16 protein-coding genes are annotated in these 17,765 nt (G+C 71.4%); 8 read left to right on the plus strand and 8 right to left on the minus strand.

The genetic code is table 11. From position 1 onward, the window contains the following. Nucleotides 1–21: 21 nt before the first annotated feature. From RI211_RS10390 to RI211_RS10420, 7 genes are read right to left on the minus strand one after another with little or no spacing between them, the layout of a single operon-like run. Nucleotides 22–1,548, minus strand: coding sequence for a serine hydrolase domain-containing protein (locus tag RI211_RS10390; RefSeq protein WP_315637610.1), 1,527 nt, complete (start codon nucleotides 1,546–1,548; stop codon nucleotides 22–24). Further along, nucleotides 1,545–2,258 (minus strand): type 1 glutamine amidotransferase, encoded by a 714-nt coding sequence (locus tag RI211_RS10395; protein ID WP_315637609.1) that lies wholly within the window; start codon nucleotides 2,256–2,258, stop codon nucleotides 1,545–1,547. Before RI211_RS10395 ends, RI211_RS10390 begins: the two co-directional genes overlap by 4 nt. Then, on the minus strand, nucleotides 2,255–3,385 hold the full coding sequence (locus RI211_RS10400) for a dipeptidase (RefSeq protein ID WP_315637608.1): 1,131 nt from the start codon (nucleotides 3,383–3,385) through the stop codon (nucleotides 2,255–2,257). Before RI211_RS10400 ends, RI211_RS10395 begins: the two co-directional genes overlap by 4 nt. Beyond that, nucleotides 3,369–4,256, minus strand: a complete 888-nt coding sequence (locus tag RI211_RS10405; protein ID WP_315637607.1) for an aminotransferase class IV — start codon at nucleotides 4,254–4,256, stop codon at nucleotides 3,369–3,371. The genes RI211_RS10400 and RI211_RS10405 overlap by 17 nt, the downstream gene beginning before the upstream one ends. Before the next feature lie 32 nt (nucleotides 4,257–4,288). Then, nucleotides 4,289–5,437 carry an o-succinylbenzoate synthase gene (gene menC, locus RI211_RS10410; RefSeq protein WP_315637606.1) on the minus strand — a complete coding sequence of 383 codons (1,149 nt, stop codon included), beginning with the start codon at nucleotides 5,435–5,437 and terminating at the stop codon, nucleotides 4,289–4,291. Next, on the minus strand, nucleotides 5,434–6,123 hold the full coding sequence (locus RI211_RS10415) for a MurR/RpiR family transcriptional regulator (RefSeq protein ID WP_259954571.1): 690 nt from the start codon (nucleotides 6,121–6,123) through the stop codon (nucleotides 5,434–5,436). The genes menC and RI211_RS10415 overlap by 4 nt, the downstream gene beginning before the upstream one ends. After that, the gene (locus RI211_RS10420; protein ID WP_315637605.1) at nucleotides 6,120–6,896 is read right to left on the minus strand and encodes a hypothetical protein; all 777 of its coding nucleotides are present in this window, start codon (nucleotides 6,894–6,896) and stop codon (nucleotides 6,120–6,122) included. Before RI211_RS10420 ends, RI211_RS10415 begins: the two co-directional genes overlap by 4 nt. A gap of 93 nt (nucleotides 6,897–6,989) precedes the next feature. On the opposite strand from RI211_RS10420, the gene RI211_RS10425 reads away from it, so the two are divergent. The 8 genes from RI211_RS10425 to RI211_RS10460 all read left to right on the plus strand — a co-directional run bounded on the left by RI211_RS10425 (nucleotide 6,990) and on the right by RI211_RS10460 (nucleotide 16,534). Next, complete coding sequence (locus tag RI211_RS10425) at nucleotides 6,990–8,138, plus strand: M20 family metallopeptidase (protein WP_187661719.1); 1,149 nt, start codon at nucleotides 6,990–6,992, stop codon at nucleotides 8,136–8,138. 287 nt (nucleotides 8,139–8,425) lie between these two features. Then, nucleotides 8,426–10,258, plus strand: coding sequence for an ABC transporter substrate-binding protein (locus RI211_RS10430; protein WP_315714110.1), 1,833 nt, complete (start codon nucleotides 8,426–8,428; stop codon nucleotides 10,256–10,258). A 72-nt stretch (nucleotides 10,259–10,330) separates the two neighbouring features. Next, the gene (locus RI211_RS10435) at nucleotides 10,331–11,374 is read left to right on the plus strand and encodes an ABC transporter permease (RefSeq protein ID WP_101845193.1); all 1,044 of its coding nucleotides are present in this window, start codon (nucleotides 10,331–10,333) and stop codon (nucleotides 11,372–11,374) included. After that, complete coding sequence (locus RI211_RS10440; protein ID WP_315637604.1) at nucleotides 11,371–12,285, plus strand: ABC transporter permease; 915 nt, start codon at nucleotides 11,371–11,373, stop codon at nucleotides 12,283–12,285. The genes RI211_RS10435 and RI211_RS10440 overlap by 4 nt, the downstream gene beginning before the upstream one ends. A 1-nt stretch (nucleotide 12,286) precedes the next feature. Continuing rightward, nucleotides 12,287–13,936: an ATP-binding cassette domain-containing protein gene (locus tag RI211_RS10445; protein WP_315637603.1), complete on the plus strand. Its 1,650-nt coding sequence runs from the start codon at nucleotides 12,287–12,289 to the stop codon at nucleotides 13,934–13,936. After that, nucleotides 13,933–14,895 (plus strand): S66 peptidase family protein, encoded by a 963-nt coding sequence (locus RI211_RS10450; RefSeq protein ID WP_315637602.1) that lies wholly within the window; start codon nucleotides 13,933–13,935, stop codon nucleotides 14,893–14,895. The genes RI211_RS10445 and RI211_RS10450 overlap by 4 nt, the downstream gene beginning before the upstream one ends. Then, nucleotides 14,892–15,725: a serine hydrolase gene (locus RI211_RS10455; protein WP_315637601.1), complete on the plus strand. Its 834-nt coding sequence runs from the start codon at nucleotides 14,892–14,894 to the stop codon at nucleotides 15,723–15,725. Before RI211_RS10450 ends, RI211_RS10455 begins: the two co-directional genes overlap by 4 nt. Next, a complete protein-coding gene (locus RI211_RS10460; RefSeq protein ID WP_315637600.1) occupies nucleotides 15,722–16,534 on the plus strand; it encodes a serine hydrolase in 813 nt (270 codons plus the stop codon). The genes RI211_RS10455 and RI211_RS10460 overlap by 4 nt, the downstream gene beginning before the upstream one ends. A 96-nt stretch (nucleotides 16,535–16,630) precedes the next feature. Here RI211_RS10460 and RI211_RS10465 read toward each other — a convergent pair whose 3' ends face one another. Continuing rightward, nucleotides 16,631–17,680, minus strand: coding sequence for a P1 family peptidase (locus tag RI211_RS10465; protein WP_315637599.1), 1,050 nt, complete (start codon nucleotides 17,678–17,680; stop codon nucleotides 16,631–16,633). Nucleotides 17,681–17,765: the final 85 nt, after the last annotated feature.

The following is a 17,765-nucleotide window of genomic DNA, read 5'->3' on the forward strand; positions in this document are numbered from 1 at the left end:
CGATCTGTGCAGGTCGCGGTATCAGAGCGACGGCAGGACGACCAGGTGCCGCTCGGTCGCTTCGGCTCGCTCCCCCTCGACCCGTGTCTGCCCTGGCGCGACGACCGCCGCGCTGAGCCCCTGCACGCGAGGTTCCGGCAGCCCGACCAGCCGCACGTCGACGAGGAGGTCGCCACACCTCCCCGCGATCCGCCAGCGCAGCTCGGCCTCCGTCGCGGCACTCACCACGCGATCGACGAACGGTTCCTGTTCCGGGCGGAATCCGCCGATCTCCTCGACCTGCGCAGCCAGCCGGGCATCACGGACGTCCGCCGGGACGTCGTCGAGCACGTGGTCGGCGAGGAACGGGTACTCCGCGGCGGGCCGAGCGGAGCGGAGCGCGACGTCGAGCGCGTGCGCTGCGGCGGCTGTCTCCTCCCACGGGTGCAGCACAGCCGAGGGGGCGTCGGTCCGTTCGAGCAGGTGCTGGAGCGCGGCCCCCGCGATCCGCCGGGCACCGAACTCGTCGGAGTTCCCGAAGGCCACGACGCCGACGCCGGTGGCCGCATGCCAGCGCATGTGCGCCGAGAAGCCGGGGAGGCCGCCGGAGTGCTGCACGACGCGGCCGAACCGCCGATCGTCCTCGACGAAGAGGCCGTAGCCGTACCCGGCCCCCGCGAGATCACGTCCGTCGAACATCGCCGAGGGTACCGGGATCGGAGTGCGGGCCTGCTGCAGCTCCCGTCGCGACGCCGGCGCCAGCACGTCCGGGGCGAGCGGGTCATCGGTGAAGGCGGAGCCGAGGAACCACATCCATGTCGCGATGTCGTCGACGGTGCTGAACATGCTGCCGATACAGCCCAGCGCCCCGGATCCGACGAACGGCTCGGGGCGGAACGTGGCGCCGTCGTCGAACGTCCGGAACCCGCCGGCCAGGGTCTCCGGCGCGAAGCCGTCCGGGACGTGTGCCGTGCGGCGCAGCCCGAGCGGCTCCAGCATGCTCTCCCGGATCACGTCCTCCACCGTCCGCCCGGTCACCGCTTCCACGACGCGGCCGAGCAGCGACTGTCCGAGGTTGGAGTACTGGTAGACGGTTCCCGGCGCGGCCGCGAGACGCACCCCACCCGCGAACAGGGCGGCGATCTCGGCCCGGGAGGCGCCGAGGTGCCGATCCACCCAGGCGTTGTCCTCCCCCAGACCCGAGCGGTTGGAGAGCAGCAGGTCGCCCGTGACGACGGCGTCCGCACGGCGGTGCCGCAGGCGGACATCCGGCAGGTAGGTGCGGATCGGCGCGTGGAGGTCGAGCAGACCGCGGTCGCGCAACGAGAGCACGGTGGCGGCGAGGAAGCTCTTGGACATCGACGCGATGCGGAAGACGGTGTCCCGCGTCGTCGGGGCCTCATCGGCGCGGGGATGGCCGCGGGTGAGCACTGCGCGGACGCGCCCCCGTTCGGCCACCGCGGCGATGGCGGCCGGGGCGGCACGACGTGCGCGCTCGTCGAGGCCGTGCTGGAGAGCTTCCGCGGCGGTCTCCGTCGTGACGAGGAGACCCGCATCCGCAGGCGTCACGCCGGGACCTCGGCGCGCACCTCGTCGGCGAAGGCCTCGATGAGCGCGCGGCTGGCCGCGGTGTTGTGGTCGTGCACGCGCTCGGCGGCGGCGATGAGCGCGGGAAGCGAGCGTCCCTCTCCTCGCAGCGCCGCGTCGTCCCATCGCGCGAGGTCGGCGGCGGAGGCCTCGGGGTGGAACTGCACGCCGCGCACCCGCGCGCCCAGACGGAAGGCCTGGTTCTCGACGGCCGCGCTCGACGCCAGCAGCACCGCCGCGGGAGGGAGCCGCGTGATCATGTCCTGATGGTTCTCGATCATCGGAGCCTCGTCACCCAGCGCCGCGAACACGGCGTCCGTGCGTCCGGCCGCGGTCGGACGGATGGGGGTCGCGCCGCGCTCGATCGGTCCGGTCTTCTCGGCGACCTCGCCGCCGGCCACGTAGGCGAGCAGCTGACCTCCCAGACAGATGCCGAGCGTGGGGAGGTCGCGGGCGATGGCCTCCGCGGCGAGCGCGCGCTCGGCGGCGAGCCACGGTGCACGGTCATCGTCGTCGGGCATGAGCCCGCCGCCCAGCAGGGCGAGTCCGGCGTAGCCGTCCAGGGACGTCGGCAGCGACTGCTCGGCTCCGACGATCTCGTCGACGTCGATCCCCTTCTCCCGCAGCCAGGTGCCGAGGCGACGCGGGCCGGAGCTCGCCGAGTTCACGATCACGAGGACGCGCGGGTTCACAGCGCTCCCTCCCGCTTCGTCGTGTCGGCCGCCGGCGCGAGTGCGGCGTCGGTCGGCTCTCCCGCGCGGCCGTCCAGGAAAGCCTCGTGATCCGAGTCGGAGGCCTCCAGCACGCGGAGGACGTTCTCGTGGGCCACTGCCTGGAGGTCGTCCTCCGACCAGCCCCGGCGCCGCAGCTCCGCGAACAGCGCCGGGTATCCGGAGACGTCGCCGAGACCGTCCGGCATCGCATCGGAGCCGTCGTAGTCGGCACCGATCCCGACCGCATGCGCGCCGGCCACGCGCCGCACATGATCGAGGTGATCGGCGACGTCGCGGACACCGACGCGCGGTGCCTCCCCTTCTCCCCCGCCCTCCCACCAGTCGCGGCGGGCCTGCGAGACGAACGTGGGCACGAACGGCACCATGACCACGCCGCCCTGCGCGCCGATCGCGGCGAGCACGTCGTCCGGCACGTTGCGGGGGTGGTCGCACAGGGCGAAGGCGCCGGAGTGGCTGACCATCACCGGGCGCGTCGTGACCTCGAGCGCGTGCCGCATCGTCGTCGGAGCGACGTGCGAGAGGTCGACGAGCACACCGATGCGATTCATCTCGCGCACCACCTCGCGTCCGAAGTCCGTCAGACCGCCGTGGCGCGCCTCGTCGGTCGCGGAGTCCGCCCAGGCGATCGTGCGCGACCAGGTGAGGGTGAGATACCGAGCGCCGAGGCGCGCGAACTGCCGCAGCACGGCCAGCGATCCGCCGAGCTGGTCGCCGCCCTCGATGCCGATGAGCGAGGCGATCCGCCCCTCGGCCATCGCCGCACGCACGTCGGCCGCCGTCCGAGCGATCGCGAAGCGCTGCGGGTGTGCGTCGACGAGCCGGTGCACGAAGTCGATCTGTTCGAGCGTGGCCACGACCTGCTCCGCCCCCTCCAGCACGGGATCGACCCAGACCGACCAGAACTGGCCGGCGACCCCGCCGGCGACCAGTCGCGGCAGGTCGGTCTGCGTGGCCGCCACCGACCCGGCGAGCTCCGCGACCCGGTAGCCGAGCAGCGTCCTGCTCGCCCAGGCGAGATCGTTGTGGCCGTCGATCACCCGATCGATCGGCAGGTCCTCGTCGACCATCTCAGTCCTCTCGTCCATCCAGCACCGCGTTCATCCGCGCGGTGAGAGCGGGGTCCACGCGGCGCGCGACTCCGTCCAGCTCCCGCACGGGAACGGCGCCGCGCGTGCTGGAGCAGAGCCACAGCGTCTCCGCCCGCTCCAGATCGTCCCGCACCATCGGACCGATGCGGGAGGGCATGTCGGCGAGTCCTGCGAAGACGTCGGCCTGGGTCGTCCCGGGGAGCACCCCGTGCTCGGGCGGTGGCGTGACCAGCGTCCCGTCGAGCAGCGCGATCAGCGTCGACCGCGGCCCTTCGAGCACGAAACCGTCGGCGCTGACGAAGATGACATCGTCCGCGCCCCGGCTCCGCGCCTCCCGCAACGCCGCCTGGTTCACCGCGTACGCGAGGGATTTCGCTCCCTGCAGCAGCCAGGGCGCCGTCGCCATGACGTCGTGCCTATATCCGCGGTCGAGGACCACCGCGGAGACGCCCCGCGCGCGGACGGCCTCCGGGTCCTCGCCCGCGAAGCCCAGCACCCACCCCGTCGGCCCGGCCGGGTCGATCTCGTCCCCGCGGGTCATCGCGAACTTGATGGAGGCGATCTCCCCGTCGCGGAGCACTCCGGGGCGGGAGACCTCGGCGGCTGCGCGGCGCACCGCCCGTGCCCACCGCTCGCGGCGTGGCGCGGGCAGCCCCAGGAGCTGCGCCGAGCGCTCCAGTCGTGCGAGGTGCGACTCCAGGGCCTGCGGCCTGGCCCGACGCACGACAGCGGTCTCGAACACGCCGTCGCCGCGGGTCACGCCGAGGTCGGTCGCCCGGATGATCGGCTCGCGCGGGTCGACGGGATGGATCCCGTCCTCCGCGGCTTCGACGGCGAGATCGAGCCGGTACAGCAGCAGTGCACGCATGGGATTCCGCTCTCGCAGGGGTCGGAGGCCGGTCAGCCCGCGGTCAGGGCGGCCTCGGGGGCCTCGGCCGCGGAGGAGTCAAAGACACGGGACGCGTCACGGGCGATGCGCTCGGCGAGCACCTCGTGTCCGATCCCCGGTCCGGTGGGGACGGTGACCCGGCCCGCGACGGCCGTCACCGGAGGGGTGATGATGTCGGATTCGTAGTACTTGTCCGAACCCGAGACGTCCGACGGGAGCAGGAAGCCCGGGAGCGAGGACAGCGCGACGTTCGCGGCCCGCCCGACGCCGAACTCGTGCATCCCCCCGCACCACACCGGGATGCCCGCATCGCGTGCCATGTCGTGCGCGGCGCGGGCGACGGTCAGCCCGCCCATCCGCGACACCTTGATGTTGAGGACCCGCCCTGCACCCAGCCGGATCACGGTCCGCAGGTCGCCGAGGTCGACGACCGACTCGTCCAGGCACACGTCCGTGTCGAGCCGCGCCTGCAGATCGGCGTGGGCCACGAGATCCCGCGGCGCGAAGGGCTGCTCGATCATGGTGAGCGCCTCACGGTCCAGGCGCCTGAACACCTCGGCCGCCCGGTCGTCATCCGCGTAGGCTCCGTTCGCATCCACGTGGAGGTCGAGGTCGGGGAAGGCACCGCGCACCGCGCGCACGGGTTCCACATCCCACCCCGGAGCGATCTTGAGCTTGACGCGCGGGTAGCCGGCCGCGCGCTGCAGCTCGACCTGGGCGAGCAGCTCGTCGAGCGACGGCTCGATCCCCAGCGACACCCCGGCGACGACCTCGTCGCGCGTCCCGCCCAGGGCCGCGGCGAGCGCGATTCCGCGCATCCGGGAGGACAGGTCCCACACCGCTCCGGAGAACCCGGCCTTCGCGAACTCATGCCCGCGGACGCGTGCCCACGACGCCTCCAGAGCCGCCGGCTCGTCCCCGTCCGCACGGAGCAGCGCGGGCACGAGGTAGCGCGTGGCGATCTCCCACGCGGTGACCGTGGTCTCCGCGCCGTAGAACGGATCGCTCGGCGACGCGATCTCCCCCCAGCCGGTCTGCCCGTCGGCATCGGTGACCTCGACGAGCACGTGCTCGATGCCGGACTTGCGGTGCGAACTCGTCTCGAAGCTGTGACGCAGCGGCTGTCGCAGGGCGAACAGGCGGACGCGGACGACCCTCACGCGTCCTCCTCGGTGCGGGGGCGCGGCGTCTCGGGGCCGTAGAGACCCAGCCGTGCCACCAGCCGGTCCCGTTCGGCCAGCCGCCTCCGCGCGCCCTTCGCGCTCGCCGTGGTGAGCGCACTGAGCAGGTGGCACACCGCCGCGACCGGGGTCGGGGAGTCGGCGTACGACGCCGATCCGGTGCGCACCCGGATGAGCGAGGTCGCGATCGATGCGAGCGGGGCGTCCTCACTGTCCGTGATGACGACGAGCTGGCCCCCGGCTTCATGGAAGAGCCGCCCGAGCCGCACGGTCTCCTCGCGGTAGCGCCGCAGGGAGAACGCGATGAGCACGTCGCTGGCCCGGACGTCGGTGAGCACAGTGAGCGGCTGCAGCGCGTGCCCGTCGACGAGGAACACGTTCGACAGCGTCGCCGAGAGATCCGCATTGAGCAGTTGCGCGTACGCCGCCGCCTTGCCCTCGCCTGCCACATACCGTCGTCGGGCGCCGAGCAGCAGCGCGGCGGCCTGCGGGACCTGGGCCGAACGGCTGAGCTCCTCGAAGGTCTGGGCGAGCGTGCGCTGCTCGGTCTCGATGATCCGCGCCTGGATGCTCTCGGCGGAGAGGTTGGTACGGATGCGCTCGCCGTAGCGGTCCCGCGGAGAGACGAGGTCGCGATCCTCCTGGTCGTGGTCGTGGTCGTTCATGCCGTGCCCTCCCCGGGTGTCGCGCGGTAGACCGCCGTGTGGTCGTCGAGGCGCACGGCCCCGACGAGGACGTCCCCGCGGCGGAACGCCGCAGACATCGTCCGCTCCAGATCCCGCCGCAGCACCGCACGATCCTCGGCGTCGAGCTCGCCGGGGCGGGTCGGGATCGCGATCCAGGTGCCGCCGTCCGCCGCCACGGCTCGCCCCCAGTCGTCCGGCCCGAGCTCAGGCGGGACCGGGAGGGTGCGGCGGGTCGGGTGATCGGCGGCGTCCAGATCCCAGGAGACCACCAGGCGGTCGGTGTCGGGACGGGCGTAGTAGTCCCGTTCGTACGCGATGCCGACGGCGCCGAGCGAGCTCAGGTTGAAATGGGCGTTGCGCGAGAGCAGCGGATCGAACGTCCACCGCATCGTCCGCTGCCCCCAGCGCAGAGCCACCGCGCGCTGCGCGAACTTGAGTGCCTGGCCGACGCCCCGCCCCTGGTGCGCGGCGTCGACGGCCGCCGCCTGTGAATAGTGGAACGACGCACCGGCGGTGTCGCAGCCGGCGAAGCCGTAGGCGAATCCGATCAGCGTTCCGTCGTCGGCGAAGGCGCCGACCGCGGAACCACCGTTGCGGGCGAGGGCGGTGAGCAGGTTGGCGTTGAGCGCGTACTCGTTCTCCGTGTAGGCGAAGACGCGGGCGTACAGCGCGGCGGCCTCACGGAACTCGGCGTACTGGGTGAGTTCGCGGCAGCCGTGGGCGACACCGGCGGCCACCGAAGAAAGAGGCACGATACGTTTCCTAAGATCGAGAAGTCCTGCTGCTCTGAGCGATGCTATCGGCGGGTTGCGGGGTGATCAAGGGGCAAGATACGGTTCGTAACCGTGACGACTCCTTCGGCAGTGCGCGACGCGGACCATCCTTCCGACGACATCATCGCACTCGTGCGCGAACTCGTGCTGCTCGAGACGCCGAGCCGCGACGTCGAGGCGAGCGGCCGTATCGCCGACCTGCTGTCCGCGTGGTTCGCCGGCGTCGGCGGCACCGTCCAGCGGGTCCCGCACGAGCTCGGGACAGACCTCGTCATCGACGTCCCCGGCACCGGAGACCCGGTGCTCCTCATCGGCCACACCGACACCGTGTGGCCGGTCGGCACGCTGGCGGACGACCTGCCATGGAGCGAGGAGGGCGATGTCGTGCGCGGCCCCGGCTCCTACGACATGAAAGCCGGCATCGTCGTGATGCTGGAGACGCTGCGCCGCCTGCAGCCCCTGCCGCTCGCACAGCGGCGCGCGGTGCGGATCGTGCTGGTCGCGGACGAGGAGATCGGCTCGCCGGTCTCGGGCCCCCTGCTCGCGGAGCGGGCTCGAGGTGCGGCCTGCGCCATCGGGTTCGAGTCCCCGCATCCCGACGGCGCCCTCAAGGTCGGCCGCCGCGGCAGTGCCCGGGTGCGCATCGCCGTCACCGGACGTGCGGCCCACGCCGCGCTCGACCCGGAGCACGGCGTCTCGGCGATCGACGAACTCGTTGACCAGCTCCTGCGGGTCCGCGCGATCGTCGCCGACCCGGATCTGCCGAGCCCGGTGCTCTGCAACGTCGGGGTCATCGACGGCGGGGCGCGCACCAACGTGGTGCCGGCGCAGGCCGCGGCCGAGATAGGACTCCGCTTCCTCGACCCGGACTCCGAGGAGCGCGTCCTCGCCGCTCTCCGCGGTCTGACCCCCGTGCGCCCTGGCGCCCACGTCGAGGTCGCCGTGCTCAGCGCCCGACCCGCCTGGCGTGCCTCCGCGGCGGACGCCACCTTCCTCGCGCGGATCGCCGAGGAAGGTGCCGCGCTCGGCCAGCACGTCGACGGCCGCCCCGCGGCCGGCGCGGGCGACACCAACCTCCTCGGCGGCCGCGGGCTCCCGACGGTCGACGGCTTCGGCCCGCGGGGTGGCGGCGCGCACGCGGTGGACGAGCACTTCCTGCGTTCCTCCCTGCACGAACGCATCGCGCTCCTGCGCGCCGTGCTCACCATCCCGACGGAGTGACGATACGATTCCGGTTCCCGCGCCCGAGCGGAACCGACCCGGGATACGTTCCGGATGTCTGGGACGTGTGACCACCGTCCGCCTCGGCGATCTCTCCCGGCGCATCCTGGCATCCGCGTGTTTCCGCCGTGTTACACCCCCTCGACGGCCGGCGATCTTTCCGGGTGTCGGCACTTTTCTTCCGCGATACGCATCGAATGTCTTGACCGCGCGGCCGTCTTCCGCTTGCATGGTCAGCACCGACCCGGCTTCACTGTGGATCCGGGCGGCGCCCGAAGGGACCTTCCATGCGTCTTGCCCCCCGCTCCAGAACCGTGCGAAGTCTGACCGCCGCCGCGATCGCCTCCGCGCTCCTCATCGCCGCTCCGGTCGGTGCCGCCCAGGCACAGTCCGTCAGCGCGGCCACCGAGTCCCCGGCGTCCGAGACGACGCTCCGGATCGCCACCTCCGGATTCGTGGACACGTTCAACCCGTTCATCTCGATCTACCTGACGCCGACAAACATCATCCGGTACGTCTACGAGTCGCTCGTGCAGAACGACGCCGAGGACGGCTCCCCCACGAAGGGCCTCGCGGACTCCTGGGAGGCGACGGACGGCGGCCAGACGTGGACCTTCACCCTCCAGGACGACCTCGTCTGGTCGGACGGTGAGCCCATCACCTCCGCCGATGTGAAGTACACGTACGACCAGATGATGACGGTCCCCGCCCTCGGCACCGCCAACGGCAACCTCGTCTCGAACTTCGACACCGTCGAGACCCCCGACGACAAGACCGTCGTGATCACCCTGAAGACGCCGCAGGCCCCGAACCCCGGCTCGGAGATCCCGATCGTCCCGAAGCACATCTGGGAGGCGGTCGACGACCCCACCACCTTCACCAACGACGCCGACGTCGTCGGCTCCGGTCCGTTCGTCCTCGACAGCTACTCGGCCAACCAGTCCATCGTGCTGAAGGCGAATGAGAACTTCTGGCGCGGCGCCCCCAAGATCGACGCGATCCAGTACGTGTACTACACGAACTCCGACGCCCAGGTGCAGGCGCTCAAGGCGGGCGACGTCGACCTCGTCACCGGCCTCACCCCGACGCAGTTCTCGGCGCTCGACGGCGTCGACGGCGTCACCACGCACTCCGGCGAGGGCCGCCGCTACCACTCGATCAGCATCAACGTCGGTCAGCAGACGCGCGACAACGTGCCCTACGGCACCGGCAACGCCGCGCTGAAGGAGCTCGAGGTCCGCCAGGCCATCCGCCTCGGCACCGACACGGCCACCCTGCTCGACAAGGTGCTGGACGGCGAGGGCACGCTCGCCACGAGCTTCATCCCGGCGTCCTTCCCGAAGTGGCACCTCTCCGACGACGACGACGTGATCGTCGGCTTCGACCCCGAGGCCGCACAGGCGAAGCTCGACGAGGCCGGCTGGGTTCCCGGCGCGGACGGCATCCGCGAGAAGGACGGTCAGCGCCTGAGCCTGCGCCTGCTGACGGATGCGGACGATGCCAACGAGCAGTCCATCTCCGACTTCTTCGTCCCGTGGATGAAGGACATCGGGATCGAGATCACGGTCGAGTCCACCGACTCCGACACAATCAGCGCGAAGGCCACGTCCGGCGACTACGACCTGTACTTCAGCGGCTGGTCGGTCAATCCCGACCCCGACTACCAGCTGGGCATCAACACCTGCATGAATCTGCCGACCGCGACCGACGGCACCGGCGGCACCACGCAGGACGGGTACTGCAACCCGGAGTTCGACGAGATGTACGCCGCGCAGCGCTCCGAGATCGACCCGGAGAAGCGCCAGGAGATCGTGCACGACATGCTCGCGCTGAACTACACCGACACCGCGCAGGTCGCGACCTGGTACGCCAACTCGCTGGAGGCCTACCGCTCCGACCGCTTCACGGGCTTCACCCTGCAGCCGAAGGACGGCGGCATCATCGCCAACCAGGCCGGCTACTGGGGCTACCTGACCGTCGAGCCCGTCGAGGGGGCGACCGCCGGCGGCACCGGCACGAACACCGGACTCATCATCGGAGGCGTCGTGGTGGGGGTGGTCCTGATCGGAGGACTCATCTTCTTCCTGATCCGTCGCCGCAACATCGCCGACGTCGAATGAGTCCGGCGAGACGCCGCGGGTGGCGGGCTTCCGCCCCCGCGGCGTCTCCCGGTCCGCTGTAAGGAGACCCCCATGTCCAACGCGGTTCCCCCGTCCACCTCCGCCATCGCGACAAGCGCCGCGGCCGAGGAGCAGCCGAAGGGCGTCGGCGCCCTTCGCTACTTCCTGGTCAAGCTCGGCGGCGCGGCCATCAGCCTGGCGATGGTGATCCTCCTCGGATTCTTCGCCTTCAAGATCCTGCCGGGCGATCCAGTCGCCTCGATCGCCCGTGAGCGCGGCATGAGCGCCGAGCAGGCCGACCAGCTACGCGAGCAGCTCGGCCTGAACAAGCCCCTGTGGCAGCAGTTCGTCGACTACCTCGGCAACGTGTTCACCCTGAACTTCGGCACGAGCTACGTCTACCGCACCTCCGTGTCCGAGCTCATCGGCCAGTACTTCTGGAACACGATCCTCCTCACCGGCACGGCGGCGATCATCGCGATCGCGCTCGGTCTCTGGCTCGGGCAGAAGGCGGCCTGGAAGCACGGCTCCACCTTCGACCGCATCGTCTCCGGCACCTCGCTCGTGTTCTGGTCGGTACCGACCTTCTGGCTGGCGCTGCTGCTCCTGATGATCTTCGGCGGCACGCTGCACTGGTTCCCTACCGGAGGCATGGTCTCCCCCAACCCGCCCACCGATCCGGTCGGCGCGGTCCTGGACGTGATCTCGCACATGGTGCTCCCGGTCATCACGATGGTCGCGGTCGTCTACGCGCAGTACCTGATGGTGATGCGCAGCTCGCTCCTCGAGGAGATGGGCGCCGACTACCTCACGACCGCGCGGGCCAAGGGCCTCAGGGAAGACCTCGTCCGCCGTCGGCACGCCGTCCCCAACGCCCTGCTGCCGACCGTGACGCTCGTCTTCATGCACATCGGCGGCCTCATCGCCGGGGCGGTCACGGTGGAGACGGTGTTCTCCTGGCCCGGGCTCGGGAAGCTGACCTTCGAGGCCATCTCCGGACCCGACCTCCCGCTCCTGCAGGGCACCTTCGTGGTGTTCTCCACGATCATCATCGCGATGAACCTCATCGCGGACCTCATCTACCGTCAGCTCGACCCGAGGGTGAGGCGCGCATGACCACGGCATCCCCGACCATCCGTTCACCCCGTGCTCTGGCGTGGCACCGCCGCGGCACCGCGTTCGTCGACTTCTGCCGGCAGTTCGCCCAGCACCGGGCGGGCATGGTGGGCCTCGTCTTCCTCGTGATCGTCGCGCTCATCGCGATCTTCGCCCCCGTGATCGCCCCCGCCAGCATGCTCGACGTCACGAAGCTCGTCGACGTGCAGCGCTTCGCCTCGCCGTCCTGGGAGCATCCCCTCGGCACCGACCATCAGGGTCGCGAGATCTGGGTCCGCATGGTGTGGGGCGCCAGGGTGTCCCTGCTCGTCGGCCTCGCCGCCACGGCGATGTCGATGATCATCGGCACCCTCGTCGGCCTCTCGGCGGGCCACTTCACCGGCTTCTTCGGCGGGCTGATGATGCGCATCATCGACTTCTTCCTCGTGCTGCCGTCGCTGATCCTCGCGATCGTGCTGTCGTCGGTGCTGAGCCGCGGCGTCTGGACGATCATCATCGCGATCGGCCTGACCTCGTGGGCCGGCACCGCCCGCGTCGTCCGCGCGCAGACCCTCTCCGTGGAGTCGCGCGACTACATCGAACGCTCGCGGGCCCTCGGCGCCGGGCACTGGCACATCATCATGAAGCACCTCCTCCCCGGGGTGCTGCCGCTCGTGCTCGCCAACACGACGCTCACGGTCGGCTCGGCGATCATCTCCGAATCCACCCTGGCGTTCCTCGGCCTCGGCGACACCACGCTGCAGTCCTGGGGCTCGATCCTGAAGAACGCGATGGACGTCTCCGCGGCGACCAGCGGCTACTGGTGGTACGTGCTCGTGCCGGGCATCGCCATCGTCCTCGTCGTGCTGTCGTTCACCCTGATGGGCCGCGCCGTCGAGAACATCACCAACCCGACGCTGAGGAGCCGCTGAGATGCCCGACATGATCTTCGACGACGTCTCCATCACGTACCGCACCTCCGGGCGGTCCGGTCGGGACGAGGTGGCGGCCGTGCGCAACGTCTCGCTCACCCTCCCGGCAGGGCAGACCCTCGGCATCGCCGGCGAGTCCGGGTCCGGGAAGTCCACGCTCGCCATGAGCGTTCTCCGGCTCCTGCCGCGCAACGCCCGTCTCAGCGGCCGTGTGCTGCTGGGCGACGAGGATGTCGCCTCGTTGTCCTTCGGGCAGCTGCGCGCCGTGCGCTGGGCGCAGACGTCCATCGTGTTCCAGGGCGCGATGCACTCGCTCAACCCGGTGCGCACCGTCGGCTGGCAGCTCCTGGAGGCGCTCGAGCTGCACGCCTCGGAGCGTTGGAAGGGCGAGAAGGCACGCAGAGAACGCGTGCGCGAACTGCTCGACATCGTCGACCTGCCGCAGCAGAAGAGCGAGTCGTACCCGCATGAGCTCTCCGGCGGCCAGAAGCAGCGCGTGATGATCGCGATGGCCCTCGCCTGCGATCCCGAGGTCATCATCGCGGACGAGCCGACCACCGCGCTCGACGTGATCGTGCAGAAGCAGATCCTCGACATGATCTCCCGGCTCGTGGCCGAGCGCGGCATCTCGATGCTCATGATCAGCCACGACCTGTCGGTGCTCGCCACGGCCTGCGACCGGATCGCCATCATGCGCGACGGGGAGCTGGTCGAGGTCGGCGAGAGCTACGCCGTCTGCACCACCCCGCAGGAGGCGTACACGCGTCAGCTCGCCGACGCCTTCCCCACGATCGGCGACCCGGCCTCGCGGATGGCCCCGGTGACCCGGCACGGTCGTGGCGCGGACGAGGTGCCGGAGATCACGCACGGCGACGAGGTGCTGCTGGAGGCCCGCGGCGTCAACGTCACCTACCGCTCCGGCGGACGCCCCGTGCACGCGGTCCGCGATGTCGACCTCTCCGTGCGTAAAGGCGAGATCGTCGCGCTCGTCGGCCAGTCCGGCTCCGGCAAGTCGACCCTCGCCCGCGCGCTGATGGGCTTGCAGCCTGCCGACCCGGAGTCGCAGATCCGCTTCGACGGCGCACCCCTTCCGTCGAAAGGACGCGACCTCGCGCGATTCCGCTCGCAGGTGCAGCTCGTGCTGCAGGACCCGTGGGCCGCGCTGAACCCGAAGCACAGCGTGTACGAGTCCGTCGCCGAGGGGCTGCGTGTGCAGCGCTTCCCCGGCGACGAGCGCGAACGCGTGGCGCAGAGCCTCGCCGACGCGGAACTCACCCCGCCGGAGCGCTACTTCGGCGCCATTCCGCAGGAGCTCAGCGGCGGACAGAGGCAGCGCGTCGTCATCGCGGGGGCCCTCGCCGTGCAGCCGCAGATGCTCATCGCGGACGAGCCCGTCGCCTCGCTCGACGCGTCCGTGCGCGGGGAGATCCTCGGACTCCTGCTCGAGCTGCGCCGCCGCCTCGGGCTCTCCGCCCTCGTCATCACGCACGACCTCGGTCTCGCCTGGAACATCGCCCACACCGTCGCGGTGATGTACCACGGGCAGATCGTCGAGCACGGCCCCACCGAAGAGGTGCTGCTGAACCCGCAGCACGAGTACACCAGGCACCTGCTATCCGCGGCGCCGCGCATCGAGGAGAAGACGGCATGAGCGTCACGACGGAGGCCGGGGTCTCGCCCTATCTCGACACAGCGCCCCTGCAGCCCGGCGACACCGTGGCGATCGTCTCGCCGTCCGGTCCCGGCAACGAGGAGAACACCCAGCGCGCCGTCGGCTACTACGAGTCCTGGGGCCTGAAGGTCCGGGTGGGAGAGCACGTCCTCACGCCGCACCCGCGCGCGTCGTACCTCGCGGGGCCCGACGACCTCCGCCGCGCCGACCTCGTCGACGCCTGGCTCGACCCCGAGGTGGACGCCGTCGTCACGGCCCGGGGCGGCTACGGGGCCCTGCGCCTCCTCGACGGCATCGACTGGGCCGACATGCGCCGAGGGGCGCTGCGCAAGGACGGACGACCGAAGCTGCTCACGGGCTCGTCCGATGTGACCGCCCTGCACGAGACGTGGCGCGCGCACCTCGACGTCGCGACGCTCTTCTGCCCGATGGCGGGGAACAACGTCTTCCGCGACTCGGAGCAGGTGCGCGACGACGTGCAGCGCTGGCTCTTCGAACCCTGGCGCGGACGCGAGCTCATCGGCCCGAAGACCGAGATCATGACGCCGGGTCGCGCCGAGGGACGCTTCACGGGCGGCAACCTCAGTCTGCTCGCCGCCGGACTCGGCGCCCCGGAGGCGGACGTGCCCGCCCCCGGCATCCTTTTCCTGGAGGACATCACGGAGGAGCCGTACCGCCTCGACGGCTTCGTCACGCAGCTGCGTCGGGCAGGCCGTCTGGCGCAGGCGACGGGCATCGTGCTCGGCTCCTGGCATGAGTGCGGCGACCTCGACCTGGTCCACGCGCTCATGCGGGACGAGTTCCAGGACGCCGGCGTCCCGGTGCTGTGGGAGCAGGGCTTCGGCCACGACCCGCACGCCCTCACCATCCCGCTCGGTGTGGACGGGGTGCTGGACGCGACGGGCGACGAGCCGCGCCTGACGGTGGGGCGGCCATGATCGCTCTTCCGCCCCTCGACCCCCGTGTCACCTGGTCGATCCGGCTCGTCGACGCCGGCACCGCGGAGACCCTGGCCGAGCACGAGCCGCACACGCAGTGCGAGACCGCGAGCATCGGCAAGATCTTCCTGCTCCTCGAGGTCGCGCGCCGGCTGGAGGCGGGCACGCTCGCCGCGGACGACCGGATCGAGATCCCGGACGAGCACCGCGTCGAGGACTCCGGCCTTCTGTACCGCATGCACGATCAGCGCGTCACGGTTCACGACGCAGCCCTCCTCGTCGGCGCGGTGAGCGACAACCTCGCCACGAACGCGCTGATCCACCTCTGCGGACTGGAGGAGGTGCGGGCCGTCGCCCCGGCGCTCGGGTACCGCGACACCGCGCTGCACGACTACATCCGCACCGAGCGCACCCCCGACCTGCCCTGGACGCCGTCGTTCGGCACCGCGGCCGAGCTGTCCGACGTGATGCGCCGTCTCGGCGCCGGCGAGGCGTTCTCGCCTGGCGTGAGCGCCCGGGTGCTGGACTGGCTCGCCGCCGACACCGACACGTCGATGACCGCCGATGCCTTCCTCCTCGATCCGCTCGCCCACGTCGAGGCCGAGTATCAGGGGATGATCCTGCGCCACAAGACCGGCAGCGTGGGCTTCGCCCGCGTGGACGTCGGGCTGCTGCGGGGCCCGGAGGCCGCCGTCGCGTATGCGGTGGCGGCGAACTGGAAGGACTCCGCGGCCGACCTCCGGGCGCCCGTGCTCGACGACATGCGCGCCGTCGGCGAGCTCATCCGTGCGCACGTGACCGGGCGTGCACGGGACGAGGAGGACGCATGAGCGCTATCGACGTGGAGCTCCCCGACGAGAACGGCACCGTGTGGTCGGTGCTCGTCCAGGACATCGACTCGGGCGAGGTGCTGCTGCGCCATGACCCTGAGACGGTGCAGGACACCGCGAGCGTCGGCAAGATCTTCCTCCTGCACCGGCTCCTCACCGAGGTCGACGCGGGCACGCGCGCCCTCGAGGACCGGGTGACCCGACGGCCGGTCGAGGCCATCGAGGACTCCGGTCTCTGGTACCTGCTCCAGGCATCCGAGCTGTCGCTGTACGACGTGGCTGCTCTCATCGGAGCGGTGAGCGACAACGCCGCGACCAACACGCTGGGTCGCGTCATCGGCATCCCGACCGTGCAGGAGCACACCCGCGCGCTCGGCTACACCGCCTCCTCCCTCGACGACATCGTGCGGTGGCCGATCCCGCCCGGTGCACCCCGCACGCTGTCGCACGCGAACGCCGCGGAGCTCGTGCGCTTCATGTCGCGGCTCGCCGACGGCACCGACCTCTCCCCCGCCTCGGCCGACACGCTGCGCCGCTGGCTGGGCGCGGGCATGGACCTGTCGATGGTCGCCTCGGCGTTCGACCTCGACCCGCTCGCGCACTGGGGCTTCGACCGCGGCGTCTGGCTGCTGAACAAGACCGGCACGATCTCCCGCGTCCGCGCCGACACCGGGATCGTGATGTCCCCCAGCCGCCGGATCGCCTACGCCGTGCTGGCCAACTGGGACAGAGGAGCCGACGGACGCGGCCCGGTGCTGGCCGCGATGCGTCGCATCGGCGAGGGCATCCACGCCGCGCTCGCCGACTGACCACGGTTCACAACTCAGGACATTCGGCGGCGGTCGGTACGACTCGCCGCTCCCGCGGCGCCGCCGACCCGGTTTCTCCTGAGTTGTGAACGCGGGTCAGACGGCCCCGGCACGAGTCAGACGGTCCCGCACCCGGTCGATCGGCACCGCGTGCGCCGTCCGCCCCTCGGGGCCCACGGTGGTCTCCGCGGCGAGCACCGAGTTGATCAGCGCCTCCTCGACAGCGTCCATCGTCGCGGCGAAGAGCGGCGAGAGGTCGTCATCCGCCGCAGGACCGCCCGACGCCGGGTCGTGCACGGAAAAGGCGATCGCGTAGTCGCCGCTGCCCTGTGCGTAGTCGGCGCCCACGCCCCGCATCGCGAACACGGCGCGGTGGGCCACCCGGCCGAGCTGCCGACCGTCGACGGGCGCATCCGTCGCGACGACGATCATGCATGAGTTGCCGACGGGCTGTGCCGGCTCCTCGGCGAGCAGCTCCTCCGCGGGCAGTGGCACCCCCGCGATCCGCAACGTGCCGCTGAAATTCGTCTGCACGAGAGCCCCGACCGTGGACGTGCTCCCTGCGACATCGACCAGACGGGACGCCGTGCCGAGGCCGCCCTTGTAGCCGAGGGCGACGGTTCCGGCGCCGGCACCGACGCACCCCTCCGCGACCGGACCCGCTGCCGCCGCGGCCAGGGCCGCCGTCACCTGCTCCTCGCCCACGGCGCGCCGGCGGATGTCGGAGAGGAACCCGTCATTCGTCTCGCCCACCACCGGGTTCAGGGTGGTCGTCCGTGCGTGCGCCGGCGTCGCCAGCAGATGCCCGAGCAGCGCATCCGCGACACGGAACACGGACAGCGTCGAGGTCAGCAGGATCGGCGTCTCCAGAGCCCCGAGCTCGCGGAGCTGCGTGGCACCCACGAGCTTGCCATAGCCGTTGCCGACCGAGAGGTTCGCGGGAAGGCTGCGGCGCTCGGCGGTGAGGGCGTCGGGGACGATGGCCGTCACTCCCGTGTGCAGACCGTCGCCGTGCAGCGTGGCGTGCCCCACCCGCACGCCGCGGACATCGGTGATGGCGTTCGCCGGGCCGCGCGCGAAGGCGCCGGACGGGACCCCGAGGTCGGCGAGACGGGGACGGGAGGACGAGGACGACGGCGGTGTCATGCTCCGATCCTCCCAGCGTCGGAGGGGCCGGCGCAGCGCCGCGCCGGGCGCTCCCCCGGGTCGAGCGCCGGAGCCTGCACCCTCG

This window comes from Microbacterium meiriae (assembly GCF_032364335.1).
Taxonomy (GTDB): Bacteria; Actinomycetota; Actinomycetes; order Actinomycetales; family Microbacteriaceae; genus Microbacterium; species Microbacterium meiriae.

What these genes read in the sequence shown, in the direction of transcription:
- RI211_RS10455 (WP_315637601.1), top strand. Translation starts at nt 14,892, where the DNA reads ATGATCGCTCTTCCGCCCCTCGACCCCCGTGTCACCTGGTCGATCCGG.
- RI211_RS10415 (WP_259954571.1), bottom strand. Translation starts at nt 6,123, where the DNA reads ATGAACGACCACGACCACGACCAGGAGGATCGCGACCTCGTCTCTCCG.
- RI211_RS10435 (WP_101845193.1), top strand. Translation starts at nt 10,331, where the DNA reads ATGTCCAACGCGGTTCCCCCGTCCACCTCCGCCATCGCGACAAGCGCC.
- RI211_RS10465 (WP_315637599.1), bottom strand. Translation starts at nt 17,680, where the DNA reads ATGACACCGCCGTCGTCCTCGTCCTCCCGTCCCCGTCTCGCCGACCTC.
- RI211_RS10405 (WP_315637607.1), bottom strand. Translation starts at nt 4,256, where the DNA reads ATGCGTGCACTGCTGCTGTACCGGCTCGATCTCGCCGTCGAAGCCGCG.
- RI211_RS10445 (WP_315637603.1), top strand. Translation starts at nt 12,287, where the DNA reads ATGCCCGACATGATCTTCGACGACGTCTCCATCACGTACCGCACCTCC.
- RI211_RS10430 (WP_315714110.1), top strand. Translation starts at nt 8,426, where the DNA reads ATGCGTCTTGCCCCCCGCTCCAGAACCGTGCGAAGTCTGACCGCCGCC.
- RI211_RS10440 (WP_315637604.1), top strand. Translation starts at nt 11,371, where the DNA reads ATGACCACGGCATCCCCGACCATCCGTTCACCCCGTGCTCTGGCGTGG.
- RI211_RS10450 (WP_315637602.1), top strand. Translation starts at nt 13,933, where the DNA reads ATGAGCGTCACGACGGAGGCCGGGGTCTCGCCCTATCTCGACACAGCG.
- RI211_RS10400 (WP_315637608.1), bottom strand. Translation starts at nt 3,385, where the DNA reads ATGGACGAGAGGACTGAGATGGTCGACGAGGACCTGCCGATCGATCGG.
- RI211_RS10460 (WP_315637600.1), top strand. Translation starts at nt 15,722, where the DNA reads ATGAGCGCTATCGACGTGGAGCTCCCCGACGAGAACGGCACCGTGTGG.